The organism is Glycomyces rhizosphaerae (assembly GCF_042647865.1).
GTDB lineage: Bacteria > Actinomycetota > Actinomycetes > Mycobacteriales > Micromonosporaceae > Glycomyces > Glycomyces rhizosphaerae.
This window is the reverse complement of record NZ_JBHRWO010000004.1, coordinates 266395-289915: the sequence shown is the minus strand read 5'-3', so window position 1 is coordinate 289915 and position 23521 is coordinate 266395. Positions and strand designations below refer to the sequence as shown.

The following is a 23521-nucleotide window of genomic DNA, read 5'->3' as shown; positions in this document are numbered from 1 at the left end:
TTGAAGGGGACTTCGTGGCCAGCAATTACACCGAGGTGTTCCAGGACCCGACCGCGGTAGAGAAGTACGCCGAGCGGACGTACGCACCCGGGACGTTCTCCTCGATCATCTCCAGCCGCCAGGCCTGTTGGCTGCGCGGGTTCGTGCCGAACGCGTTCGGGACCAAGCCGGTCCACCACGACTTCGCCTGCGGCACCGGGCGCGTGGCGCGGATGCTGGCGGGGATGGTCGCGGGCTCGCACGGCTACGACACCTCGGAGGCGATGCTGCAGAAGGGCCGCGAGCTGGGCACGCCCGGGTACGCGCACCTGGTGCGGCCGGGCCTGGCCGCGCCCGAGGTCGACCCGGGGCGGCCGGCGCTGGTGACGGCGTTCCGGTTCGTGCTCAATGTGGACCTGCATCTGCGGGACCAGTTGATGGACTTCGCGTCGGCGGCGCTGCCGGACGCGGACGCGGGCCTGCTGCTGGTGGAGAACCACGGCAACGCGTCCTCGCTGCGGCACCTGCGCAAGACCTTCGGGCGCCTGGACGTGAGCACCTGGTTCCAGGAGCTGTCGCACCAGGAGATGCGGGACCTGTTCGCCCGGCACGGGTTCGATCTGGTCGGCATGCAGGGCTTCACGCTGTTCACGCAAGGGTGCTACCGGGCGCCGTGGGGTTGGGCCGCGAAGGCCGCCGACGCCGCTTTCGCTTCGCCGATGTCGAAGTGGGCCACGGACGTGGTCTACATCGCCCGGCGGCGGTAGGGCCGAGGCGGCCCGGGGACGGCGTCGCCTCATGCCTCGCTTCGGCGTTCGCGGTAGGCCTCCGCGAGGAGGCGCACCGCTTCGGGCACGTCGTCCCTGAGGTAGCGGCGGGCGAGGCGGCGCGGTTCGGAGAGCATCCGGAAGAGCCATTCGGTACCGGTGCGCTGCATCCACTTCGGGGCGCGACGGCGGTATCCGGCGATGAAGTCGATGCTCGCGCCGCAGCCGAGGAACCAGGCCTTCGGGGCGACCGCCCGCAGGCGCACCATCACGTGCTCCTGCTTGGGGAAGCCGAGGCCCACGTACACGAGGTCGGGGGCGGCGACCTCGACGCGCTCGACCAGCGCCCGCCACTGCGAGTCGTCCTTGTCGAAGCCCATCGGCGGGCACCAGGCCCCGACCACTTTCAGGCCCGGGTAACGGGATTCGAGGATCTCGGCGGCGCGCTCGGTCGGGCGCGCGGCCCCGTCCGGGGTGCCGCCCAGGAGCGCCACGCGCAGGCCGCGCGACGCGGCGGCGGCGGAGAGGCTCCAGACCAGGTCCGAGCCCGCCACGCGGGCGGGGAGCGGGTTGCCGGCCACTTTGGAGGCCCACACGAGAGGCGCGCCGTCGGCGACCACGAGGTCGGAGGCGGCGATGATGGCGCGCAGCTCCCGGCTCTTCCTGGCGGCGGCGACGATGTCGACGTTCGGCGTGATGATCTGGCCGCCGCGCCCGCTCTCGAGCGCGTCGAGCACCCGTGCCACCGCCCCCAGTTCGGTGACCGGGTCGATGCCGATGCCGCCCAATCGAATACGCGGCGACGGCGCGCCGGTCTCGAGGCTGGCGAACGCGTCGCCCGTGTCCGCGCGCGAAGGGCCCAAACGCTCCATGCGATCAGACGTTAGAGGTCGGCGTGCGATTTTCCGGGATTTTTCATCGCAGGGCGTGTCCCCCACCCCACCCCGAGTCGTTATACGAATCATCAAGGGGCATGTGCAGGTTTCCGAGTTCGACTCGGATCACGTCCCCCATCGCAGTACAGCACCAGGGTGAGCGAGGGATCAGTGAGCGTCAAGATCGCCGACACGGCCGAGCAGTCCGAGAACCGCGTGAAAGTGGTGTTCATCGGAGGTCTCGGGCGCAGCGGCACGACGCTCCTCGAACGCCTGCTCGGCCAGCTACCGGGCGTCGTACCGCTCGGCGAGATCACCCACCTGTGGGAACGGGACCTGGTCGGCAACGAGATGTGCGCCTGCGGGGCGACCTTCTCGTACTGCGAGTTCTGGCAGCGGATCGGCAAGCGCGCCTTCGGCTCCTGGGAGGACGTGGACGTCGAGCGCCTCAACGCCCTGAAGGCCACCGTGGACCGCACCCGGCACATCCCGGCGCTCGCGGCCAAGCGCCTCGCGCCCGCGCAGCACCAGCTCGTCACCGAGTACGCCGAGTACTTCGAGAAGATCTACACCGCCGCCGCGCGGGACACGCGCGCGCAGGTCGTGGTCGACTCCTCCAAGCACGCCTCGCTCGCGTACTGCCTGCGCTGGTCCCCCAAGATCGACCTGCGCGTGCTGCACGTCGTGCGCGACTCGCGGGGCGTCGCCTACTCGTGGACCAAGAAGGTGGCCCGCCCCGAGTCCCCCAACGGCGACCAGATGACCCGCTACTCCCCCGCGAAGGCCGCGATGCTGTGGAACGCGCAGAACGCCGCGTTCAGCCTGCTGGCGCGCCGCGGCGTGCCGGTGCGCCGGGTCCGGTACGAGCGGATCATCCAGCGCCCCCGCAAGGTGATCGCCTCGCTCGGCCGCTTCTGCGGGCTCGACCTGACCGAGTCGGACTACAACTTCATCGGCGACGGCTGGGCCGACCTCGGCCCGAGCCACTCGGCGGCGGGCAACCCCATGCGGTTCACCGTGGGGCGCATCCCGATCTACCCCGACGAGGCCTGGACCGCGGACCTGCCCGACGGCACCCGGCGAATGGTCTCCACCCTGACCCGGCCCCTCCTGAACCGCTACGGCTACCTCGACGAAGAGGAAGCCCCCGTGGACGAACCCTTGCTCGAGGAAGTGATCGCCCGTGACTGACTGGCCTTCGGTGGGCATCGTGATCCCCACCCACAACCGCCCCCAGCAGGTGCGCGCGGCGATCCGCTCGGTCCTGACCCAGTTCTACCCCGGCGAGATCGAAGTGGTCGTGGTCTTCGACCGAGCCAAAGTGGACGAAGAGCTCGCCGCGGACGGCAAGCGGCCCGTGCGGGTCGTCAAGAACGACCGGACCCCGGGCCTCTCCGGGGCCCGCAACACCGGGATCACCGCACTGGACACCGACCTCGTGGCGTTCCTCGACGACGACGACGAATGGCTCCCCGGGAAGCTCACCGCGCAGGTGACCGCGCTCGGCACCGAGGCCGAGCTGTGCACCACCGCGATCGAGGTCGACTACCGCGGCAGGCGGAACTCGCGGCTGGCGCAGAAGACCATGGTGCGCCATTCGGACCTGCTCCGGTCGCGGATGATGATGCTGCACTCCTCGACGTTCCTGTTCCGCCGCTCGGCGCTGCTCGGCGGGCTCGGGATGGTCGCCGAGGACGCCCCCGGGAGCCAGAACGAGGACTGGGACATGCTCCTGCGCGCCTCGCGGCGGCGCCCGATCGCGCACGTCGACGTGCCGTACGCGCTCGTCAACTGGGCCGGTTCGCACTTCGAGACCCGTTGGGACACCAAGATCTCCTCGCTGCGGTGGATACTCGACCGGCACCCGGAGATCCACGGCAGCCCCGAGGGCGCCGCGCGCGTCTACGGGCAGATCGCCTGCTGGCACGCCGCGATCGGCGACCGCAAAGAGGCTCTGCGATGGGCGGTGCGGGCGACCAAGGCGAACCCGAGCGAACCACGCGCGGCCGTCGCCGCAGCGGCGGCGGCGGGCATCGTCGGGGTCCCCGCGGTGATGGCGGCCCTGCACCGCCGCGGCCGCGGCATCTGAACCGCGGTAACCGCGCGTTCAGCATTTGTCCCCGCTTTATTCACGCCTTAGCGGTGCCTTAACGCCCGCGGCAATACCTTCTTGCTCAGACCGCTTGAGCGGCAAGCTCAAGAGCCCGTCACCGAGGAGGAACACCGTGGGTCTCGCACTCGCCCTGGCACTGCCCGTCAACCTGTTCGCGATCACCGTGCTCGCGTGCGCGATCTACTACCGCCGCCACCACCGCACCGACCTGGCGCTCGGGTACGTGGCGCTGAACGTGGGCGTCTTCGCCGTCTCGGCGCTCATGCTCTCCCAGCAGGTGAGCCTCGGCCTGGCCTTCGGCCTCTTCGGGGTCCTGTCGATCCTGCGGCTGCGGTCCGACCAGATCTCGCAGCGCGACGTCGGCTACTACTTCACGGCGCTGGCGCTGGGCCTCATCAACGGGATCGGGGCCTCGCGCCCGGCGGTGATGATCGGGCTCAGCGTGCTGCTGGTGCTCACGATGTACATCGCCGACCACCCCAGGCTCGCCAACCGCTCCCGGCACCGCATGGTCGTGCTCGACACCGTGCACCGCGACGAGGCCGCGCTGCAGGCGGATCTCGAACGGCGCCTTGGCGGGACGGTGCGCAAGTTCGAGGTGGTCGACACCGACTACGTGCGCGAGACGATGACCGTGGACGTGCGCTTCCGACCGCAGCCGGGCCTCGGCGACGCGCAGAGCGCCGCTGCGGCGACCCCCGACCGCACCTACCCGATCGCGAGGGTCTGATGCGCACCGCTGGACTGGACCGGTTCGCGCCCATCGACCTCGCGAGCGTCGTCGACTCGGCGAACCTGCAGACGCGCGTCGACTCGAAGTACCTGCTGACCCCGGATGCGTACGGGCGCTTCCGCGACCGGCTCGCGCTGGTCGGCGACTGGCGGTGCCTGGAGATCGACGGCCGCCGCCGATTCGCGTACGAGTCGATCTACTTCGACACCCCCGAGTTGCTCACCTACCGGCAGCACCGCCAGGGGCGCCGACTCCGGTTCAAGGTGCGCTCGCGCACCTACGCCGACTCCGGGGCCTGCGCGTTCGAGGTCAAACTCAAAGGCGCGCGGGCGGACACGGTGAAGGAGCGCATGGACTACCGCGCCGCGGACGCCGGACGGCTCGCGCCGGACGCCGCCGACTTCCTCGCCGCCACACTGCACCGCGCCTACGGCATGGCGGTGCCGCTGGGGATGGCCCCGCGAGTGCGGACCGATTACCGCCGCCACACGCTCGTGGACCTGGACGCGGCCACCCGGATCACCTGCGACGAGGAGCTCCGCGTCAGCGGCGCAACAGGTTCGGCGGCGGCCCGGCCGCTGTGCCTGGTCGAGGTCAAGTCGGCGCGGGCGGGCGGACCCGTCGACCGGATGCTGTGGCGGTCGGGGGCGCGGCCGGTGTCGGTCAGCAAGTACTGCCTCGCCGCCGCCGCGCTCTACCCGTGGCTGGGCGCGAACCCTTGGGCGCGTGCGTACAAGGAGTGCTTCGGCCTCAGCCGAGTTCGAGTCTGATGAGCGCGCCCTTGCCGCCGGGGCCGGCGCCGAACACGACCTGGCCGCCCGAGGCCGCGGCGGCGCGGCGCGCGATGTCAAGGCCGAGCCCGGTCGAACCGCCGTCGGAACGGCCCCGTTCGAACACGGCCGCGTCCGGCAGTCCCGGGCCCTCGTCGGCGATGTCGACGATCGCGCCGCCGTCGGACCTGGCCCAGAGCCGGACCTCGAACGCGGTCCCGTCCGGGGTGTGTGCGAAGACGTTGGCCAGCAACGAGTCCATCGCCGCCGCCAGATCCTCGGCCGACACCTTCACCGGCAGCGGACCCGGCGCCAGCGAGACACTGCACGCGCGGTCGGTGTCCTCGGCGAGCGCCGACCAGAACTCGAAGCGCTCGGCCACGACGGCGACCGCGTCGCACTCGGTCGCGCCGCGACCGGGCTTGCGGGCGTCCCGGATCGCGGCGTTCACCGCCCGCTCGACCTCGCCGACGGCTTCGTCGACTGTGGCTCGCTCGGTCGGGTTCGTGATCGCCTCGGCTTCGAGGCGGAGCACGGTGAGCGGGGTGCGGAGCCGGTGCGAGAGGTCGGCGACGCGTTCGCGCTCGCGTTCCCGTTCGGCCTCGAGGAGGTCGCGGATGCGGTCGGCGAGGGCGTTCAGGGCGGTGCCGACACGTTTGATCTCGGGCGGACCTTCAGCGCTCGCACGGGCGTCGAGGTCGCCGTCGGCCAGGCGGTTCGAGACGGCGGCCAGGTCGGCGAGCGGCACGAGCAGGACGCGGGCCAGGCGCGAGGCCAGGAGCAGACCGAAGCCCAAGAGCACCAAGGCGATCGCGCCGAGCAGCAGCCAAGAGCGGCCGACGCCGGCTGTCAACTGGCTGTCGTCCACATAGGCCCTGACCACTGCGTGACCGTCGTCGGGCATGCGCACGCCGAAGAGGATCTCTCGCCCGTCAGCGGTCGCCGCGGTCAGCGAATGGCCCTGGGCCGCAAGATCGACGGCCGAGGAGCGGGGCGCCTCGACCCCGATGACGCTCCCGTCGGGCCAGAAGACCGTCACAAGGTAGGGGCTCGTGGCGTTCAGCTGCTCGACGCTGTTCTCCATGTCGGACTTCGGCGTGGTCGCGACGATCGAGGACAGGACCTGCGCCTCCTGCTCCGCGGCGGAGACGACGCGTTCGGCCGCGGCGTTGCGCAGCAGGATCGCCAGCGGGATCGAGAACACGAGCAGCGTGAGGGTGGCGACCGCGACCACCAGAAGCGTCAGGCGGGCCCTCATGCGTCCTCCAGGGGATTGACGAGCTTGACGCCCACGCCGCGCACAGTGTGCAGGAACCGCGGCGTCTGCGCGGTCTCGCCCAGCTTGCGGCGCAACCAGGCGAGGTGCACGTCCACGGTCTTGTCCGCGCCGCCGAACGGCAGGTCCCACACCTCGGTGAGCAACTGGCGCTTCGCGACCACCTCCCCCGCGCGCGAGGCCAGGAAGTGCAGCAGGTCGAACTCCTTGGGGCTCAACTCGAGCGGGCTGCCGTCGAGCACTGCCATGCGGCCTTTCGGGTCGATCCGCAACGGACCCACCGTCACGGTCTGATCGACCGGCGCACCGGCCCCGGCACGGCGCAGCACCGCCTGGATGCGGGCGTCGAGCTGCTTCGCGGTGAAGGGCTTGACCACGTAGTCGTCGGCGCCCGCGCCGAGAATGCGGACGATCTCGTTCTCGTCGTCGCGGGCGGTCGCCACGATCACCGGCACGTCCGAGACGCCGCGGAGCATCCGCAGCATCTCGCCGCCGTCGAGGTCGGGCAGCCCGAGATCGAGCACGACCAGGTCGGGCCGGTGGTCGACCGCGGCGCGCAGTCCGGTCATCGCGTCGGGGGCGGGGGCGACCTGGTGTCCGAGGTCCCTGAGGGACCGCAGGAGCGCGGTGCGGACGCGTTCGTCGTCCTCGATCAGGAGCAGGTGGGCCATGCGGGCACTCTATGCGGCGCAACGCCGGAGGGACCAATCGCGTGGGTCCCTCCGTGAGCCTTAGACCGGCCTTAACGCGCCCTTAAGGTTCCGCCGGGCAGAGTGGTGACCATGAAGAGGAACCTGGTAGTGAGCGGCTGGGTGGCCGCCGCGGTGGTGGCCGTCGGTGCGGGGATCGGCGCGGTGGCGCTGGCGCAGGGCGGCTCCCTCGCGCCGCCGACCGAGCCGATGTCCGAGGAGAGCGTCCGGGCGGCGTTGGACGAGGCGGCCGACGACGCGACGCCGACGACCGACGCATCGGCCGACACGAGCGCCGTACCCTCCTCGGCCGCGCCCACCGGCCCGCTGGAAGAGGTCCCGACCGGGGACGCCGCTTCCGGTGAAGAACTCATCGCGACCGACGGCGGGACGGTCCTGGCCCGTTGCAGCGGCGGCGAAGTGGAGCTGGTGTGGTGGGTCCCCGCGCAGGGCTGGCGCGCCACCGCCGTCGAACCCGGCCCCGCCGCTGCGGCCACGTTCGGGTTCACCGCCGACGATGACGACGATGACGGCCTCGATTACAAGGTCACATGCGTCGACGGCGTGCCCGCCGCGGCACTCCGATCCGGCGACGACGACGCCGACGACTGAGGCCCTTGCGACTGACCACCTGGGGAGAACAGGGGAAAGGAAGCGGCCCCGGAACCATTCGGTTCCGGGGCCGCTTTCATTAAGCGCTGCAGGAAGGTCAGCCCTTCTTGCGGAGCTCCTCTTCGTTCTTGTGCAGGTCCTCGAGGCCACCGCACATGAAGAACGCCTGCTCGGGGAAGTGGTCGTACTCGCCCTCAGCGATCTTCTTGAAGGCCTCGACGGTCTCCTTGACGGGGACGAACGAGCCCTCGACGCCGGTGAACTGCTTCGCCGCGAAGGTGTTCTGCGACAGGAAGCGCTCGATGCGACGCGCGCGGCCCACGACGAGCTTGTCCTCTTCGGAAAGCTCGTCCATGCCGAGGATCGCGATGATGTCCTGCAGCTCGTTGTACTTCTGCAGGATCTGCTTCACCGTCGACGCCACCGCGTAGTGCTCCGCACCGACGACCTCGGGCTCCAGAATGCGGGAGTTCGAGGCGAGCGGGTCGATCGCCGGGTAGATGCCCTTGTCGGAGATCTTCCGCTCGAGGTTCGTCGTCGCGTCCAGGTGGGTGAACGCGGTGAACGGCGCCGGGTCGGTGTAGTCGTCCGCGGGGACGTACACGGCCTGCATCGAGGTGATGGCCTTGCCGCGCAGCGAGGTGATGCGCTCCTGGAGCTCACCCATCTCGTCCGCCAGGGTCGGCTGGTAACCCACGGCCGAGGGCATGCGGCCCAGCAGCGCGGAGGTCTCCGAACCGGCCTGCGTGAACCGGAAGATGTTGTCGATGAAGAGCAGCACCTCCTGGTTCTTCACGTCGCGGAAGTACTCGGCCATCGTCAGGGCCGACAGGGCGACGCGGAGACGCACCCCCGGCGGCTCGTCCATCTGGCCGTAGACCAGCGAGGTCTTCGGGAGAACGCCGGCCTCGGCCATTTCGGCGATGAGGTCGTTGCCCTCACGGGTGCGCTCGCCGACACCGGCGAACACCGAAGAACCACCGAAGTTCTGGGCGACACGGATGATCATCTCCTGGATGAGCACCGTCTTGCCCACGCCGGCGCCGCCGAACAGGCCGATCTTGCCGCCCTTGACATACGGGGCGAGGAGGTCGATGGCCTTGATGCCGGTCTCCAGCATCTCGGTCTTCGGCTCCAGCTGCGCGAACGCCGGGGCGTGGCGGTGGATCTCCCAGTAGTCGTCGGCCTCGAGCACTTCGCCTTCGGCGAGGTTGAGGCATTCGCCGAGCACGTTGAAGACCTTGCCCTTGATGCCGTCGCCGACCGGGACCTTGATCTGGCCGCCGGTGTCGCGGACCTCGGTACCGCGGACCAGGCCGTCGGTCGGGGCCATGCAGATGCCGCGGATCTGGTTGTCGCCCAAGTGCTGGGCCACTTCCAGAGTCAGGGTCTTGTTGTGCTCGCCGTAGACGACGTCAACGTGGAGTGCGTTGAAGATCGCCGGGATGGCGTTTCGAGGGAACTCGACGTCGACGACCGGCCCGATGACCCGTACGACGCGCCCCACTCCTTGAGTGTCAGTCATCGTTACTCTCTTCCTGCGGCGGAAAGGGCCGAAGCCCCGCCCACGATTTCGCTGATCTCCTGCGTGATCGCCGCCTGCCGCGCCGCGTTCGCGCTCCGCCGCAGGGTCTTGATCATTTCATCGGCATTGTCCGTCGCGGCCTTCATGGCGCGACGCCTCGACGCCGACTCGCTTGCCGCCGCGTCGATCAACGCCGCGTAGATGCGAGTCGTCAAGTACTTCGGCAGCAGCGCGTCGAGCAGCGCCTCCGGGTTCGGCTCGAACTCGTAGTCCGGGAGGAGGACGTGCTCGTCGAGCTCTTCCTCTTCCACCTCTTCGACTTCGAGGGGAGCCAATTGCCGCGGTTCAGGGGTCTGCGTCAGCAGTGAGACGAACTTGGTGTGCACGATGTGCAGCTCGTCCACTCCGAGGATACCGTCCGCTCCCGCGTCGTCACCCTCGTCGTCCGCGCCGGACATGAACGCCGTGAGCAGCGTCCGTGTGATCTCCTGCGCGTCCGCGACCTTCGGCTGCTGGGAGAACCCGATCCAGGACTGCTCGATCTCACGCGAGCGGAACTTGTAGTAGTCGACGCCCTTGCGGCCGGCGACGTACAGGATCGGTTGCTTTCCCTCTTCGGCGAGGCGCGAGACCAGCTGCTCGGCGGTGCGGATGACGTTGGCGTTGTAGCCGCCGCACATCCCCTTGTCCGCCGTGACCACCAGCACGCCCGCACGCCGAACCGCCTTGCGCGGCTGCAGCAGCGGGTGGTTGATCGACGCGTTCGAAGCCAACGAGGTCATCACGCTGGTCATGGCGCGGGAGTACGGCAGTGAAGCCGCCACCCGCTCCTGAGCCTTGGCGATGCGACTGGTCGCGACCAGTTCCTGCGCCTTGGTGATCTTCTTGATGGACTGGGTCGACTTCAGCCGCTTACGCAAGGTACGAAGCTGCGCTGACATGGCTAACCCTTCTTGACGCGCTTGACGGTCTCGACGTCCACTTCGCCCTCGAGGGCGTCTTCAGCGGTGTCGGTCACGTGCAGGTCGTCGGCGGCGGCCTTGAACATCTTCTTGAACTTGGCCGCGGCGCGCTTGAGGGTGTCCTCGATGTCGCCGGTGACCTTGTCCTTGCCCGCGGTGAGCTGGGCGACGACGTCCTTGTGGTTGGCGCGCATGTAGGTGAGGAACTCGACCTCGAAACGGCGCACCTCCCCGACCGGGATGTCGTCGAGCTCGCCGGCGGTGCCGGCCCAGATCGAGATGGTCTCCTCGCCCATCGGGAGCGGCTCGGCCACACCCTGCTTGAGGAGCTCGACCATGCGGAGACCGCGGTCCAGCTGCGCGCGGGACGCGGCGTCCAGGTCGGACGCGAAGGCCGCGAAGGCCTCCAGGTCGCGGTACTGGGCCAGGTCCAGACGGAGCGAACCGGCGACCGAGCGCATGCCCTTGGTCTGCGCGGCGCCACCGACACGGGAGACGGACGTACCGACGTTGATCGCCGGACGCACACCCGAGTTGAACAGGCCCTCTTCGAGGTAGACCTGGCCGTCGGTGATCGAGATGACGTTGGTCGGGATGAACTGCGAGATGTCGCCGGCCTTGGTCTCGATGATCGGCAGACCCGTCATCGAACCGCCGCCGAGCTCCTCGGACAGCTTCGCGCAGCGCTCCAGCAGACGGGAGTGCAGGTAGAAGACGTCACCGGGGAAGGCCTCGCGGCCCGGGGGACGACGCAGCAGCAGCGACACGGTGCGGTAGGCCTCGGCCTGCTTCGACAGGTCGTCGAAGACGATGAGGACGTGCTTGCCGCCGTACATCCAGTGCTGGCCGATGGCCGAACCGGTGTAGGGCGCCAGGTACTTCAGACCGGCCGGCTCGTCGGCGTTCGCCGCGACGATGGTGGTGTACTCCATCGCGCCGTGCGCCTCGAGCATGCCCTTGATGCCGGCGACGGTGGAGCCCTTCTGGCCGACTGCGACGTAGATGCAGCGCAGCTGCTTGTTCGGGTCGCCGGACTCCCAGTTGGCCCGCTGGTTGATGATCGTGTCGATCGCGACCTGCGTCTTGCCGGTCTTGCGGTCGCCGATGATCAGCTGGCGCTGGCCGCGCCCGATCGGGGTCATCGAGTCGATGGCCTTGATGCCGGTCTCGACGGGCTCGAACACCGACTGGCGGCTGACGACGTTGGGGGCCTGGGCCTCGAGCTCGCGCTCGGTCTCGGCCTCGATCTCGCCCAGGTCGTCGATGGGGTTGCCCAGGGCGTCGACGACGCGGCCCAGGAACTTGTCGCCCACCGGCACGGAGAGGACCTTGCCGGTGCGCTTGACGGACTGGCCCTCGCCGACCTTGACCGGGTCGCCCAGGAGGACGGCGCCGATCTCGCGGACGTCGAGGTTCAGGGCCAGGCCCATCACGCCGCCCTCGAACTCCAGGAGCTCGTTGGCCATGACGGAGGGCAGGCCCTCGACGACGGCGATGCCGTCGCCGGCGGAGGTGACGGTACCGACCTCTTCGCGGGTGATCTCCGGCCGGTAAGACGAGACGTAGGCGTCGAGCGCGCTACGGATCTCGTCAGAGGAGATGGTCAATTCAGCCATCTGAACGTTTACCTTTCTGTTGTTACCGGCTGGATCAGCGTCCGGCCAAGGCTTGGCGGGCTTCGTCGAGGCGGCGCGAGACGGAACCGTCCCACAGCTCCGAGCCGACTTGCACTCGGATGCCCCCGACGATCGCGGGGTCGACCGTGACCTTGAGCGCCACGGGGCGGCCGTAGACCAGGGTGAGCTTGGCGGCGAGCTGGCGCTCCCCGGACTCGTCCAAGGTCTTCGCAACGGTCACGTAGGCCACGGCCTCGTCGCGGGCCGCGGCTGCGACCTCGACCAGGTAGGCCAGCGAGGCGTGGAAGCTGCGCCCGCCGATGCCGAAGCACGAGGCGGAGGCCAGCTTCACCGTCACCGGCTCGGCCTTGCCGTCGAGCAGGCGCTCGACGAGCTCGGCCCGGCCCTTCGGGTCGGAACCCGAAGCGCCCAGAGCCGAGGCCAGGTCGGCGTCGCCGTCGACGAGCCGCCCGAAGCGAAACAGCTCGTCTTCGACGTTGGCCAGGCTGCCGTCCTTGGCCGCGGCGAGCAGCAGTGCCTTGACGGCGAGCTGCTCGGTGCCGTCGACCAGTTCGGACGGGGCGCCCCAGCGGCCGCGCACGAGCGTGGCCACCACGTCAGCGGCGGTCTCGCCCACTTGCTCCGCGACGAGCCCACGGATCAGGCCCTCCCGGTCGTCCGCCGTACGGGCGGGGTCGGACAGGGCGCGACGCAGCCGAGGCTGGTCGACGAGGAACCGCGTCACTCCCAGCAGCTGATCGCCGCACTCGGTGAGCTGCTCGGCCGAGGCACTGGAGGCGGCTGCCTCCAGCACTTCACGGCCGGCCTCGATGCTTTCGCGTCCAGTCGTCGACATCAGCGAGCTCCGCTCGTCTCGGCCGTCTCGTCCGCGATCTGGGCCAGGAACTGGTCCACGGTCGCGGTCGTGTCGGCGTCGCCGGCGAGGCGCTGACCGATGATCTTCCCGGCCAGGTCGACGGCCAGGTTGCCGACCTCGCTGCGCAGCTCGCGAACGAGCTGCTGGCGCGAGGCCTCGACCTGTGCGTGACCGGCCGCGATGATGCGGTTGGCCTCTTCACGGGCGGAGACGAGGATCTCCTCCTTGGCCGCTACCGCGTCGGCACGAGCCTCGTCGCGAATCGCGGCGGCCTCTTCCTGCGCGGTGGCGAGCTTGCGGCGGTATTCCTCGAGCGTCTGATTGGCCTCTTCTTGAGCCCGCTCAGCCCGCTCGATACCGCCTTCGATCGCGTCCACTCGTGCCTCGAAGGTCTTCTCCATGACGGGGAAGACGAACTTGATGAGGACGAAGCACAGCAGACCGAAGGCGATCGCACCGATCAGCATTTCCTGCCAGATCGGGAAGAGGATCCCGGCCCCTCCTTCGGCGGCGTGAATCATGATGACTCCCTTGAAGGGTTAGTTAGTTGCCGCCGCCGATGGCGAAGGCGAGAACGAGGCCGAACAGGGCCAGAACCTCGACGAGGGCGAAGCCCATGAACAGCATCGGGCGGGTGATGCCGGCCGACTCGGGCTGACGCGCGGTGGCGGTGATCCACGCGGCGAAGATGAGGGCAACACCGATACCGGGGCCGATCGCAGCGAGACCGTAACCGATGACGTTGACGGAGCCTTCCATCAGGCTTTCTCCTAGGTGTCAGCATGGCGTGACTGTCACGCCATGTTGTTTGTTCAATTGCGAAATCTGTGGGTGGGGTGGAAGCTCGGGGAGCCTAGTGCTCTTCCGCGAGGGACCCCTGGATGTACATGCCGGTCAGCAGGGTGAACACGTACGCCTGGAGCAGGATGACGATGAGCTCGAAGAGCGTCATCGCGATGCCCATGCCGAACGAGAAGACCGACAGGCCCTGGATGAAGAGGTTGCTCGAGTTCAGCATCTCGAACCCGCCGAGGATGAACACCAGGAGGATGAGGTGGCCGGCGAACATGTTCGCGAAGAGTCGCAGGGCGAGGGTGACCGGGCGAAGGATGATGTTCTGCAGGATCTCGATCGGGATCAGCAGGGGGTAGATGAACATCGGGGCGCCCGGCGGGACGACGGTGATCTTGAGCCACTTCACCAGGCCGTGCTGCTTGATGCCGACCCAGACGTACATGACCCAGGAGAGGACCGCCAGCATCGCCGGGAAGGCGATGTGGGAGTTCGGGGAGACCTGGATGCCGGGCACGATGGCCCAGAAGTTCATGAGGACGATGAACAGGAACAGGGTCGCGAGGTACGGGGCGAAGCGCACGCCGTCCTTCTTGCCCATCAGGTCGATGGCGACGGTGTTCCTGATGAAGCCATAGGCCGATTCGGCGATCCACTGCTTCTTGGTGGGGACGATCTGGGGCTTCCGGTTGGCCCACAGGAAGAAGGCGATGAGGATCGCGACCGTCGCCCAGACCACCATCGTGAGGGTGGTGAACATGTGGGCGAGGGCGGTCTCGCTGAGCCCGGAGAACCAGTCGGCAAAGTCAAAGCTGTGGATACCGGGCGGGAAGTGGGACTCCCCTTCGGCCAGCACGATGGCTGAGTCGGTCACGCGAGCCACGCCTCTCAGTCAGTGTCGGTCAAAATTACGGCGACATCTGCTTGATCAGCAGGTACATCCCTGCTGCAGCACCGACAAGCATCCCTACCAGGAGCCCGACTCTGGGCAGATCGAGCCACAGGTCGACGAGGTATCCGAGACCACCCCAGAAGACGATCCCGGAAATGAGGTACCCCAGCGCACGCCAGCCCATATCCGAGCCATCCGGCTGCGGCTTGTGGTCAGGGGGGTGTTTGTCGGCCATGTCGAGCTGAACTCTAACAGCTACTACACAGGAACTGCCCAGCGGGTTCGCTGAGATGAGTGCCATCAGTGCGGGGTTGTCAACCTCCAAGAAACACCGTGTGTCGCGAGGGGCGTCAAGATTTCGTCAAGAACGCTGATCGAGCTCGATGTAGGGGATTTTCGCCTTGTATGCCCAGACGACCTGGGTGGCGAGCCACGCCACGGCGCCGCCGATGATGCCGTACGCGAAGGGCAGCAAGGCATTCGGCACGGCCGAATTCACGATCGTGAGCAGGGTCAGAACGAGCGCGAGCTTGACCGAATACGTGATCAACGCCATAGGCAACGTGAGACGCAGGTCAAACTTCTCGGCCAGCGCGATCGCCCACACGGAACCCGCGAACCCCAAGGCCGCCAACGCTACTCCCGCCGGAGCGGCCCAAGCGGCGGTGGCGCCGGAAGTGATTCCGCCGATGACGGCGGCCAAGACCGTCGCGATCCCCGCGACGATGAAGCACGGCTTCAGGAAACCTCGGGCGATCTTCACAGGCGCGACTCCAATGCGAGTGCGACGGGCTTCAGCGCCTCTTCGAGCTGGTCTGCGATGCGCGCGTATGTGGCCTGGTCCATCCCCCACGGGTCGCTGAGGCCGACAAGAGGATAATCGACAGTCCGCTCGGCGGCCGCATTCACCAGGGCCTTCCCGCGCACGGCGGCGTCGCCGCCGGCGGGCGCCGCGAAGCCCTCCTCGATGAGGTCGGCGACGATGAACCCGAACTGGCGTACCAGGAAGGTGCGGCCGAGCACCTCGGGGAACCGTTCGGTGATGTAGTCGACATGGTCCTCGGTGGCGACCAGGATGAGGTCGGAGGCCTCGACGTGGGCGCGCTCGAGGTGCCGGGCCCGGTGCCCGGCGGAGACGAACCCGCGGGTGTCGAGCTCGTGCCGCGAACCGGCCTGCATGTCGTCGCCGACATGCCAGGAGCCGGTCCCGGCGCCGTGGTTGAACACGTCATCGCCGGTGAGCCCGTCGAGGATGCGCTCCGACATGGGCGACCGGCAGATGTTGCCGGTGCACACGTGGAGCACGGAGAACGGCGAGGTCACGCCGACTCCTCGTCGGCCTTCGGCTCGGCCGTCTCGCCGGTTTCGGGCTCTTCGACCGCTTCCTCGGCAGCTTCCTCGTCCTCGGGGCCCTGGCCGGGGCCGTAGCCGTCGCGGTCGAGGGTCTCGGGGACGATCTTGCGGATCTGCTCCAGGCTCAGTGCGCCTTCGCGGAGGATCTGCGGCGGGTGGGCCACGCAGTCGACGATGGTCGACGGCAGGTTGTCCTCGCTGGGCCCGGCCTCCAGGTACACGGAGACGTCGGAGCCGAGCTGGGCCTTCGCGTCGGCGGCGGACTCGGCCGGGGGCTGGCCGTGCTTGTTCGCCGAGGAGACGGCCATCGGGCCGGTCTCCTTGAGCAGTTCGAGCGCGAGCGGGTGCAGCGGCATGCGCACCGCGACGGTGCCGTCGGTGTCACCGAGGTCCCAGGTCAGGGACGCGGTGTAGGGCACGACGATGGTGAGCGGCCCGGGCCAGAAGGCCTCGATGAGCTCCTTGGCGGAGTCGGGGATGTCGGAGGCGATGCCGTCGAGGGCCCGCTTCGAGCCGATGAGGACCGGCGGCGCCATGTCGCGCCCGCGGCCCTTCGCGGCCAGGAGCGCCTTGATCGCCGCGGGGTTGAACGCGTCGCATCCGATGCCGTACACGGTGTCGGTCGGGATGACGACCAGCCGACCGCCGGTCACGGCCCTGGTGGCCGACTTCAGCCCGGTCGCGCGGTCCTTGATCTTCCTGCAATTGAACAGCCTCACGGCAGCAAGCCTAGCCTTCCGGTTGCGAACCTCGGTCGGCCCGCCAGGTCGTCGTGGTCCTCGGTCTCGGTGAATCCGCTGACATTGAGGATCTCCGGTGCGGCCTTCTGGTGGGTGTCGTCGTGTTCGAAGCCGAACCAGCCGCCGGGTTTGAGCCAGGCCGCGGCGCGGAAGGCGAGCGGTTGGATCACGGCGAGCCCGGATGCGGCGGCGTACACCGCGCCGGACGGGTCGAACTTGACCTCGGGCGCGACCTCGATCTCGAAGGGCACGTACGGCGGGTTGGCGGTGACGAGGTCCACGATGCCGTCGAGTTCGGCGAGGGTCCCGGCCGCGGTGGCGTCGGCGTTGACCGGGATCGCGCCGGTGCCGTTGAGGTTCGATTCGAGCCATTCGAAGGCGTCGGGGTCGATCTCGATCGCCCAGACGCGGACGTCGGGACGTTCGGTCGCGATGGCGTGCGCGACCGCTCCGGAGCCGGAGCACGCGTCGATCACGGTGCCGCCCTGGGGAAGGTGTTCGAGCGCCCAGTCCACGAGGAGTTCGGTCTCGGGCCGGGGCACGAAGACGCCGGGGCCGACGGCGAGTTCGCCGTAGCGGAACGCGGCCGAACCGGTCAGGTGCTGGAGCGGCTCGCGGGCGGCGCGGCGTTCGACGAGCGCGTCGAACACCGCGAGCTGATCAGCGGTGGGCGCGTCCGCGATGAGCAGGCGCGTCCGGGTGAGCCCGGAGACGTGGGCGGCCAGCAGCTCGGCGTCGTTCCGCGGGGAGTGGACGCCGGCCGCTTCGAGCCGCTTCGCCGCCGAGGCGATGGCCTGAGGCCAGGTCATTCTGCTCCACGAGCCATGCGCTCGGCCCGGTCGGCGGCGGCGAGGGCGTCCAGGACTTCGTCGAGTGCGCCGTCCATGACCTGGTCGAGGTTGTAGGCGGTGAAGCCGACGCGGTGGTCGGTGAGCCGGTTCTGCGGGAAGTTGTACGTGCGGATGCGCTCGGAGCGGTCGGCGGTGCGCACCTGCAGGAGGCGGGCGGCGCCGGCGGCCGCGGCGGCCTCTTCCTGCTGCTTCGCGAGGAGGCGGGCGCGCAGGACCTTGATCGCGGCTTCCTTGTTCTGCAGCTGGCTCTTCTCGTTCTGGCTCGTCACGACGACTCCCGTGGGCACGTGCGTGAGGCGCACGGCCGAGTCGGTGGTGTTGACGGACTGGCCGCCGGGACCGGAGGACCGGTAGACGTCGACGCGCACGTCGTTCATGTTCAGCTCGAAGTCGACTTCTTCGGCCTCGGGCATGACGGTGACCGCGGCGGCCGACGTGTGCACGCGGCCCTGCGACTCGGTCACGGGCACGCGCTGCACGCGGTGCACGCCGCCCTCGAACTTCATGCGGGACCACACGCCGTTGCCGCCCTCGGGCGTGCCCTTGGTGCGCACGGCGATCGAGGAGTCCTTGATGCCGCCGAGGTCGGTGGGCACCATCTCCAAGGTCTCGACGGCCCAGCCCATGCGCTCGAAGAAGCGCAGGTACATGCGCATGAGGTCCCCGGCGAACAGGCCGGACTCCTCGCCGCCCGCACCGGCCTTGATCTCGATGATGACGTCTTTCGCGTCATCGGGGTCGCGCGGGACGAGCAGCTCGGCGAGCTTGGACTCCAGTTCGGGGATGCGCTTGCGGATCCCCTCGGCCTCTTCGGCGAAGTCCGAGTCCTCCTTGGCGAGCTCCTCGGCGGTCTCCAGGTCGTCCTTGGCGGTCGCGATGTCCGCTGCGGTCTTCGCGATCGGGGACAGCTCCGCATAGCGGCGACCGACCCGCCGGGCCTGGGCCTGGTCGGCGTGCAGCGCGGGGTCGCCCATCTGGACTTCGAGGTCGCGGAACTCGGCGAGCAGCGAATCCAGTCGGTTGTCGGCAGCGGTCGTCATTGCGGTTCCTTAAAGAGAGCAGTGCCAGCGAACATTCGATACGAAAAAACGCAGCGCCCGCGTCATACGACACGAGCGCTGCGCGGCAAAGCTACTTACCGGCCTGAGCCTTCTCCTGGGTCTTGGCGTAGCGGGCCTTGAACTTGGCCACGCGACCGCCGGTGTCGAGGATGCGCTGCTTACCGGTGTAGAACGGGTGGCACTTGTTGCAGGTCGCAGCCTGGATCTTGCCACTGGCCACCGTCGACCGGGTGGTGAAGGCGTTCCCGCAGGAACAGGTCACCTCGGTGACGACGTACTGAGGGTGGATCCCGTCTTTCATGACTTCCCTTTCATGTCGGTCGCCGGGTCGGCCGTCGAAACGGCCGTGAACCGGAACCGGTTCGGGCCCCAAAGGGCTCTCGGTCAGTGCGCGACCTGCGCACCAGCTTTCAATATTAAGGCGTGAGGCCGCTCTCAACCAGAGCGGCCTCACGCACTGTGCTTTCCTGCGCCCTTCGCTTCGCTCCGGGCGGCGCGACTACTCGCCGGGCGTGTTCTTGACGATCTGCATCAGGAACTCGGCGTTCGTCTGGGTCTTCTTGAGCCGGTCGATGAGCAGATCGATCGCCTGCTGCGGGTCCAGCGAAGACAGGACCCGGCGGAGCTTCAGCATCACTGCCTGCTCCTCGGCGCTCATCATGAGCTCGTCCTTGCGGGTGCTCGACTGGTGAACGTCGATGGCCGGGTAGGTGCGCTTCTCGGCGATCTTGCGGTCGAGCTTGAGCTCGGCGTTACCCGTGCCCTTGAACTCTTCGAAGATCACCGTGTCGCCCATGGAGCCGGTCTCGACCAGCGCCGTGCCGATGATGGTCAGCGACCCGCCGTGCTCGATGTTGCGCGCCGCGCCGAGGAACCGCTTCGGCGGGTAGAGCGCCGTCGAGTCGATGCCACCGGACAGGATGCGTCCCGAAGCGGGCGACGAGTTGTTGTACGCGCGGCCCAGTCGGGTGATCGAGTCGAGCAGCACGACCACGTCGTGGCCGAGTTCGACCAGGCGCTTGGCGCGCTCGATCGCGAGCTCGGCGACCGTGGTGTGGTCCGACGGCGGGCGGTCGAAGGTCGAGGCGATGACCTCGCCCTTCACCGAACGCTGCATGTCGGTGACCTCTTCGGGCCGCTCGTCCGCGAGGACCACCATGAGGTGGCACTCGGGGTTGTTCGTGGTGATCGCGTTGGCGATCGCCTGCAGCACCATCGTCTTACCGGCCTTCGGCGGGGAGACGATGAGGGCGCGCTGGCCCTTGCCGATCGGGGCCACGAGGTCTATGACCCTCGTGGTGATCGCATTCGGCTCGGTCTCCAGCCGCAGGCGCTCCTGCGGGTACAGCGGTGTGAGCTTGTAGAACTCGTCGCGCTTCGTCGCGTCCTGCGGGCTCATCCCGTTGACGGTGTCGAGGCGGACCAGCGGGTTGTACTTCTCGCGGCGCTGCTTGCTGTTGTTGCTGCCGCCGGGCTCTTCGCCGCGGCTGGGCTTGACGGCGCCGGTGATGGCGTCACCGCGGCGCAGCCGGTGCTTGCGGACCTGCGACATCGAGACGTACACGTCGTCCGGGCCGGCGAGGTAGCCGGTGGTGCGGATGAACGCGTAGTTGTCGAGGATGTCGAGGATGCCGGCGACGGGCACGAGCGTCTCGTCGTTCTGCTGCGACTGTCCGCTGCGCTGCTCACCGCGCTGCTCGCCGCGGCCTTCGACCTCGTCCCGGCCGCCGCGCTGGCGGCGGTCGGAGCGGTCGCGGCGCTTGCGGCGGCGGTTCTCGCCGTCGCCGTCGCGCGGACCGCGGTCGTCGTAGTCGTCGTCATTGCGACGCTCGGTCCGGGTCTCGGTCCGGGACTCGGACTGCTCCACACGCTCGGGGCGCTCGGCGCGCTCCTCGCGGCGGCCGCCCTCGCGGCTGTCACGACCGCCTTCGCGGCCGTCGCGCCCGTTCTCACGGGTGCGGCGGCGACGCTGCGGACGGTCCTCATCGGACTCGGCCACGATGACGGTCGACTGGCTTTCGGACTCAACGCTTTCGGTCTGACGCTCTTCACGACGACGCGGCTGCGGCGGACCGGCCGGGCGGGTAGCCCGACGGGCGGCGGTGCCGCCCTTGGCCTCTGCACTCTCGGTGCCGTTGTCGCCGGGCGCGGAGTCGACTGTGGTCGACGGAGCTTCGGCGATGGGCGTTTGGTCAGAGTCAGGCACTGGCGGGGCCTCCTTTTCCGCGCTGGCACCGCCGGGCTGCGAGCCCGCATCCTGCCGTTCCTGGATGGCGGCGATCAGCTCGCTCTTGCGCATCCGGCCAACGCCGGTGATGCCGAGCGATTGCGCCATCTGCTGGAGCTCGGGCATCAGCATAGAGGCCAGACCGGTTCCTGCCCGACGACGCTTCTTGGCTTCCGGAATCTCTTCCGAAGCCTCAGCGGCATCGCTCATCCGGTCCGACGTCGTGCCGGTGGTGTCGCTCAATGGATTCCTTCCCTGGCGGAACTTCGAAATGGATTCGAGGAGTTTCCGCGTCTTTCAAATAGCCGCAATGCCGATGTTCTGGTCTGCGTCCCGCCATCGCTTCGGCCGTCTTCGGCCATGATGCGGCCTCGACGGTTGGAAGACGACGGTTGACACTGGGTGCAACACCCCTGGGCTGTCCGCTGAGCAGACGGTCCTGATCGTGGTGACAGCCTCTGGGCCTGCGACTGGACGGCTTGCGATGAATGATCGTGCACGTTGAGACACGTGATTGCGATCTCCGCTGATTGCGATCCTCGCCATTGCGATCCGATCCGGGCGAAGGCCCGGCGCCACAAGCGGACAGCGACTGTTCCTTGGTCGAAACCGTGCCATGCCACGCTGGAGCTATGCAAAGTCACAAATCCATGGTTGAGGGTGATGACCCAAACAAGAGATCAGGCGTGCGCTGGATGCGCCGCAGCTGTTGTGACCACAAGCATAAGCAAGGCTTCGAGCAGTCACGACACCGGGTGGTCGTCTAACTGGAATGGTAGCGCACTCTTCCCATTCACAACAACGGACCCGAGGATCACTCGTTCGGGGTGCTCGCGACCTGGACGGCCCCGTCCGCCACTTCGAGGCGCATGGCCTCGAAACCCGGCGGGGCTTCGGGGACGCGCGCGTCGTCGACGGTCAAGGCGAGCACGGTCGGCCCCGCACCGGAGATCGCAGCGGCGATTCCGGCGGAACGCAATGCTCTCAGCAGATGGGTGCTCTCGGGCATTCCCTTCGCCCGATATGACTGGTGAAGCCGGTCGTCGGTGGCCTCGAAGAGGCGCGAGGGATGGTGCGTGATCGCGGCGGCCATGAGCGCGGCCCGCGACAGGTTGAACACCGCGTCGACGTGCGGGACCCTCTCGGGCAGGGCCGCGCGGGCGACCGCGGTCAGACCCTTGGACTGCGGCACGAACGCCCACGGGTGGACGCGCGGCGAGGGGGTGAGGCTGACGGCCTTGGCACCGTCCTCACTGGTGTACGCGATGGTGAAGCCGCCGAGGAGGCACGGGGCCACGTTGTCCGGGTGGCCCTCGATCTCGCCGGCGAGCACCAGCTTCTCCGTGCGGGTCATGCCGGCGCCGGCGAGCGCGTCGGCGAGCATGATCCCGGCGACGATCGCAGCCGAAGAGGAGCCGAGACCGCGCGCGTGCGGAATCCTGTTGCGGCACTTGATGTGCAGGCCCGGGGCCGAGAGGCCGAGGTGCTTGAAGGTGCGCAGCATCGTGGCCGCGATGAGGTGGCGTTCGTCGAGGGGGACGGTGCCCTCGCCTTCACCTTGTACTTCGACGATGACGGCGGTGCCGCTCGTGGCCTCGGCGGTGACCTCGTCGCAGAGGTCGAGGGCGAGGCCCAGCGAGTCGAAGCCGGGACCGAGGTTGGCGGAAGTGGCCGGGACGCGCACGGTGGCGCGGGGCCCGGTTGCAAAGGCCTCCAATTAAAGTCCCAGAGCGGTGGCGGTCTTGACCACGTCCACGGGGACGGTGTGCGGCTGCGGCGCGGTGGAGACGGCCCAGTCGGGGTCCTTGAGGCCGTTGCCCGTGACGGTGCAGACGATCGTCTGTCCCTTCTCGACCCAACCGGCCGCGGACTGCTTGAGCAGACCGGCGACCGAGGCGGCCGAGGCGAGCTCGACGAAGACGCCCTCGGAACGGGCCAGCAGCATGTAGGCGGCGTGGATCTCGCGGTCGGTGGCCGCGATGATGTCGCCGTTCGACTCCTTCTTGGCGTCGAGCGCCTTGGTCCAGGAGGCCGGGTTGCCGATGCGGATCGCGGTGGCGATGGTCTGCGGGTGCTCCACGACGTGGCCGTCGACGATCGGGGCCGAGCCTGCGGCCTGGACGCCGAGCATCCGGGGCAGCTTCGTCGAGTTGCCCGCGGTGTGGTCCTCGTTGTAGCCCAGCCAGTAGGCGGTGATGTTGCCCGCATTGCCGACCGGGAGGCAGTGGATGTCCGGGGCGTCGCCGAGGACCTGCACGACCTCGTACGCGGCGGTCTTCTGCCCGAGGATGCGGTTGTAGTTCAGGTGGTTGACGAGCGTGACCGGGTAGTCCTGGGCCAGCTTGTCGGCGATCATGAGGCAGTCGTCGAAGTTGCCGTCGATCTGGAGGACCTTCGCGCCGTGGACGAGGGCCTGGGCGAGCTTGCCGAGGGCGATCTTCCCGGCCGGGATCAGCACGGCGCAGGTGATCCCCGCGCGCGCGGCGTAGGCGGCGGCCGACGCGGAGGTGTTGCCGGTGGAGGCGCAGATGACGGCCTTCGAACCGTCCTCGACGGCCTTGGAGACGGCGAGCGTCATGCCGCGGTCCTTGAAGGAGCCGGTCGGGTTGAGGCCTTCGACCTTGAGGTAGACGTCGCAGCCGGTCTTCGCGGAGAGGACCGGGGCGGGCAGCAGTGGCGTGCCGCCTTCTTGCAAGGTCACGACGGGGGTGGCGTCGGAGACCGGAAGCCGGTCACGGAATTCCTCGATGAGGCCGCGCCACCCCGGGCGCCCGCTTGGCGACGCTTGCGAGCCATAAATTGGCATGGCAG

At 68.7% G+C, this 23521-nt stretch carries 25 protein-coding genes and 1 pseudogene; 6 read left to right on the top strand and 20 right to left on the bottom strand.

The features are described 5' to 3' along the window. Positions 1 to 14 precede the first annotated feature (14 nt). The gene (locus ACFO8M_RS02195; protein ID WP_387969873.1) at positions 15 to 746 is read left to right on the top strand and encodes an SAM-dependent methyltransferase; all 732 of its coding nucleotides are present in this window, start codon (positions 15 to 17) and stop codon (positions 744 to 746) included. Between the two features lie 29 nt (positions 747 to 775). Here the strand turns inward: ACFO8M_RS02195 and ACFO8M_RS02190 are convergent, their stop codons facing one another. Continuing rightward, positions 776 to 1618, bottom strand: coding sequence for a WecB/TagA/CpsF family glycosyltransferase (locus ACFO8M_RS02190; RefSeq protein ID WP_387969871.1), 843 nt, complete (start codon positions 1616 to 1618; stop codon positions 776 to 778). A 159-nt stretch (positions 1619 to 1777) separates the two neighbouring features. Between ACFO8M_RS02190 and ACFO8M_RS02185 the strand changes: the two genes are divergently transcribed. The 4 genes from ACFO8M_RS02185 to ACFO8M_RS02170 all read left to right on the top strand — a co-directional run bounded on the left by ACFO8M_RS02185 (position 1778) and on the right by ACFO8M_RS02170 (position 5237). Then, entirely contained in the window at positions 1778 to 2812 is a 1035-nt protein-coding gene (locus ACFO8M_RS02185; protein ID WP_387969870.1) for a sulfotransferase, read from the top strand. Then, positions 2805 to 3710: a glycosyltransferase family 2 protein gene (locus ACFO8M_RS02180; protein WP_387969867.1), complete on the top strand. Its 906-nt coding sequence runs from the start codon at positions 2805 to 2807 to the stop codon at positions 3708 to 3710. Before ACFO8M_RS02185 ends, ACFO8M_RS02180 begins: the two co-directional genes overlap by 8 nt. Positions 3711 to 3846: 136 nt before the next feature. Then, positions 3847 to 4464, top strand: coding sequence for a DUF4956 domain-containing protein (locus tag ACFO8M_RS02175; RefSeq protein WP_387969866.1), 618 nt, complete (start codon positions 3847 to 3849; stop codon positions 4462 to 4464). Then, positions 4464 to 5237 (top strand): polyphosphate polymerase domain-containing protein, encoded by a 774-nt coding sequence (locus tag ACFO8M_RS02170; RefSeq protein WP_387969863.1) that lies wholly within the window; start codon positions 4464 to 4466, stop codon positions 5235 to 5237. Before ACFO8M_RS02175 ends, ACFO8M_RS02170 begins: the two co-directional genes overlap by 1 nt. Here the strand turns inward: ACFO8M_RS02170 and ACFO8M_RS02165 are convergent. Further along, positions 5218 to 6495: a HAMP domain-containing sensor histidine kinase gene (locus ACFO8M_RS02165; RefSeq protein ID WP_387969860.1), complete on the bottom strand. Its 1278-nt coding sequence runs from the start codon at positions 6493 to 6495 to the stop codon at positions 5218 to 5220. The two genes, ACFO8M_RS02170 and ACFO8M_RS02165, sit on opposite strands and share 20 nt — an antisense overlap. Then, positions 6492 to 7184: a response regulator transcription factor gene (locus ACFO8M_RS02160; RefSeq protein WP_387969857.1), complete on the bottom strand. Its 693-nt coding sequence runs from the start codon at positions 7182 to 7184 to the stop codon at positions 6492 to 6494. The genes ACFO8M_RS02165 and ACFO8M_RS02160 overlap by 4 nt, the downstream gene beginning before the upstream one ends. A gap of 111 nt (positions 7185 to 7295) precedes the next feature. Here ACFO8M_RS02160 and ACFO8M_RS02155 point away from each other — a divergent pair, with 111 nt between their 5' ends. After that, positions 7296 to 7814 carry a hypothetical protein gene (locus tag ACFO8M_RS02155; RefSeq protein ID WP_387969854.1) on the top strand — a complete coding sequence of 173 codons (519 nt, stop codon included), beginning with the start codon at positions 7296 to 7298 and terminating at the stop codon, positions 7812 to 7814. Positions 7815 to 7911: 97 nt separating this feature from the next. On the opposite strand, the gene atpD is transcribed toward ACFO8M_RS02155, so the two are convergent. The 17 genes and pseudogenes from atpD to thrC all read right to left on the bottom strand — a co-directional run bounded on the left by atpD (position 7912) and on the right by thrC (position 23516). Then, entirely contained in the window at positions 7912 to 9339 is a 1428-nt protein-coding gene (atpD, locus tag ACFO8M_RS02150) for a F0F1 ATP synthase subunit beta (RefSeq protein WP_387969852.1), read from the bottom strand. A 2-nt stretch (positions 9340 to 9341) separates the two neighbouring features. Further along, positions 9342 to 10280, bottom strand: coding sequence for a F0F1 ATP synthase subunit gamma (locus ACFO8M_RS02145; RefSeq protein ID WP_387969849.1), 939 nt, complete (start codon positions 10278 to 10280; stop codon positions 9342 to 9344). A 2-nt stretch (positions 10281 to 10282) separates the two neighbouring features. Beyond that, positions 10283 to 11917 carry a F0F1 ATP synthase subunit alpha gene (gene atpA, locus ACFO8M_RS02140; protein ID WP_387969846.1) on the bottom strand — a complete coding sequence of 545 codons (1635 nt, stop codon included), beginning with the start codon at positions 11915 to 11917 and terminating at the stop codon, positions 10283 to 10285. A 34-nt stretch (positions 11918 to 11951) separates the two neighbouring features. Further along, positions 11952 to 12773, bottom strand: a complete 822-nt coding sequence (locus ACFO8M_RS02135) for a F0F1 ATP synthase subunit delta (protein ID WP_387969844.1) — start codon at positions 12771 to 12773, stop codon at positions 11952 to 11954. Further along, the gene (locus ACFO8M_RS02130) at positions 12773 to 13315 is read right to left on the bottom strand and encodes a F0F1 ATP synthase subunit B (protein ID WP_387969841.1); all 543 of its coding nucleotides are present in this window, start codon (positions 13313 to 13315) and stop codon (positions 12773 to 12775) included. Before ACFO8M_RS02130 ends, ACFO8M_RS02135 begins: the two co-directional genes overlap by 1 nt. Before the next feature lie 22 nt (positions 13316 to 13337). Further along, a complete protein-coding gene (locus tag ACFO8M_RS02125; RefSeq protein ID WP_153024113.1) occupies positions 13338 to 13553 on the bottom strand; it encodes a F0F1 ATP synthase subunit C in 216 nt (71 codons plus the stop codon). Between the two features lie 94 nt (positions 13554 to 13647). After that, positions 13648 to 14460 (bottom strand): F0F1 ATP synthase subunit A, encoded by an 813-nt coding sequence (gene atpB / locus ACFO8M_RS02120; protein WP_387969838.1) that lies wholly within the window; start codon positions 14458 to 14460, stop codon positions 13648 to 13650. Between the two features lie 34 nt (positions 14461 to 14494). Continuing rightward, positions 14495 to 14713 (bottom strand): AtpZ/AtpI family protein, encoded by a 219-nt coding sequence (locus ACFO8M_RS02115; protein ID WP_387969835.1) that lies wholly within the window; start codon positions 14711 to 14713, stop codon positions 14495 to 14497. 126 nt (positions 14714 to 14839) lie between these two features. After that, positions 14840 to 15241, bottom strand: coding sequence for a hypothetical protein (locus ACFO8M_RS02110; RefSeq protein ID WP_387969833.1), 402 nt, complete (start codon positions 15239 to 15241; stop codon positions 14840 to 14842). After that, positions 15238 to 15801: an arsenate reductase/protein-tyrosine-phosphatase family protein gene (locus ACFO8M_RS02105; RefSeq protein WP_387969830.1), complete on the bottom strand. Its 564-nt coding sequence runs from the start codon at positions 15799 to 15801 to the stop codon at positions 15238 to 15240. Before ACFO8M_RS02105 ends, ACFO8M_RS02110 begins: the two co-directional genes overlap by 4 nt. Positions 15802 to 15914: 113 nt before the next feature. Then, positions 15915 to 16550, bottom strand: a pseudogene (locus tag ACFO8M_RS02100) (L-threonylcarbamoyladenylate synthase); the annotation flags it as partial. Further along, positions 16547 to 17380 (bottom strand): peptide chain release factor N(5)-glutamine methyltransferase, encoded by an 834-nt coding sequence (gene prmC, locus ACFO8M_RS02095; RefSeq protein WP_387969828.1) that lies wholly within the window; start codon positions 17378 to 17380, stop codon positions 16547 to 16549. The gene prmC and the pseudogene ACFO8M_RS02100, both read right to left, overlap by 4 nt. Then, positions 17377 to 18462, bottom strand: coding sequence for a peptide chain release factor 1 (gene prfA, locus ACFO8M_RS02090; protein ID WP_387969825.1), 1086 nt, complete (start codon positions 18460 to 18462; stop codon positions 17377 to 17379). Before prfA ends, prmC begins: the two co-directional genes overlap by 4 nt. A 91-nt stretch (positions 18463 to 18553) precedes the next feature. Then, on the bottom strand, positions 18554 to 18784 hold the full coding sequence (gene rpmE, locus ACFO8M_RS02085) for a 50S ribosomal protein L31 (protein ID WP_205325217.1): 231 nt from the start codon (positions 18782 to 18784) through the stop codon (positions 18554 to 18556). Between the two features lie 198 nt (positions 18785 to 18982). Then, complete coding sequence (gene rho / locus ACFO8M_RS02080; RefSeq protein ID WP_449267466.1) at positions 18983 to 20920, bottom strand: transcription termination factor Rho; 1938 nt, start codon at positions 20918 to 20920, stop codon at positions 18983 to 18985. A 604-nt stretch (positions 20921 to 21524) separates the two neighbouring features. Next, positions 21525 to 22427 carry a homoserine kinase gene (gene thrB / locus ACFO8M_RS02075; protein ID WP_387969820.1) on the bottom strand — a complete coding sequence of 301 codons (903 nt, stop codon included), beginning with the start codon at positions 22425 to 22427 and terminating at the stop codon, positions 21525 to 21527. Further along, positions 22428 to 23516, bottom strand: coding sequence for a threonine synthase (gene thrC, locus ACFO8M_RS02070; RefSeq protein WP_387971157.1), 1089 nt, complete (start codon positions 23514 to 23516; stop codon positions 22428 to 22430). Positions 23517 to 23521 lie beyond the last annotated feature (5 nt).

Bases quoted from the DNA above. Each gene is read 5' to 3' on its own strand.
- ACFO8M_RS02190 (WP_387969871.1), bottom strand. From the start codon at position 1,618: ATGGAGCGTTTGGGCCCTTCGCGCGCGGACACGGGCGACGCGTTCGCC.
- ACFO8M_RS02170 (WP_387969863.1), top strand. From the start codon at position 4,464: ATGCGCACCGCTGGACTGGACCGGTTCGCGCCCATCGACCTCGCGAGC.
- ACFO8M_RS02165 (WP_387969860.1), bottom strand. From the start codon at position 6,495: ATGAGGGCCCGCCTGACGCTTCTGGTGGTCGCGGTCGCCACCCTCACG.
- ACFO8M_RS02160 (WP_387969857.1), bottom strand. From the start codon at position 7,184: ATGGCCCACCTGCTCCTGATCGAGGACGACGAACGCGTCCGCACCGCG.
- ACFO8M_RS02155 (WP_387969854.1), top strand. From the start codon at position 7,296: ATGAAGAGGAACCTGGTAGTGAGCGGCTGGGTGGCCGCCGCGGTGGTG.
- atpD (WP_387969852.1), bottom strand. From the start codon at position 9,339: ATGACTGACACTCAAGGAGTGGGGCGCGTCGTACGGGTCATCGGGCCG.
- ACFO8M_RS02145 (WP_387969849.1), bottom strand. From the start codon at position 10,280: ATGTCAGCGCAGCTTCGTACCTTGCGTAAGCGGCTGAAGTCGACCCAG.
- atpA (WP_387969846.1), bottom strand. From the start codon at position 11,917: ATGGCTGAATTGACCATCTCCTCTGACGAGATCCGTAGCGCGCTCGAC.
- ACFO8M_RS02135 (WP_387969844.1), bottom strand. From the start codon at position 12,773: ATGTCGACGACTGGACGCGAAAGCATCGAGGCCGGCCGTGAAGTGCTG.
- ACFO8M_RS02130 (WP_387969841.1), bottom strand. From the start codon at position 13,315: ATGATTCACGCCGCCGAAGGAGGGGCCGGGATCCTCTTCCCGATCTGG.
- ACFO8M_RS02125 (WP_153024113.1), bottom strand. From the start codon at position 13,553: ATGGAAGGCTCCGTCAACGTCATCGGTTACGGTCTCGCTGCGATCGGC.
- ACFO8M_RS02115 (WP_387969835.1), bottom strand. From the start codon at position 14,713: ATGGCCGACAAACACCCCCCTGACCACAAGCCGCAGCCGGATGGCTCG.
- prmC (WP_387969828.1), bottom strand. From the start codon at position 17,380: ATGACCTGGCCTCAGGCCATCGCCTCGGCGGCGAAGCGGCTCGAAGCG.
- prfA (WP_387969825.1), bottom strand. From the start codon at position 18,462: ATGACGACCGCTGCCGACAACCGACTGGATTCGCTGCTCGCCGAGTTC.
- rpmE (WP_205325217.1), bottom strand. From the start codon at position 18,784: ATGAAAGACGGGATCCACCCTCAGTACGTCGTCACCGAGGTGACCTGT.
- rho (WP_449267466.1), bottom strand. From the start codon at position 20,920: ATGAGCGATGCCGCTGAGGCTTCGGAAGAGATTCCGGAAGCCAAGAAG.
- thrC (WP_387971157.1), bottom strand. From the start codon at position 23,516: ATGCCAATTTATGGCTCGCAAGCGTCGCCAAGCGGGCGCCCGGGGTGG.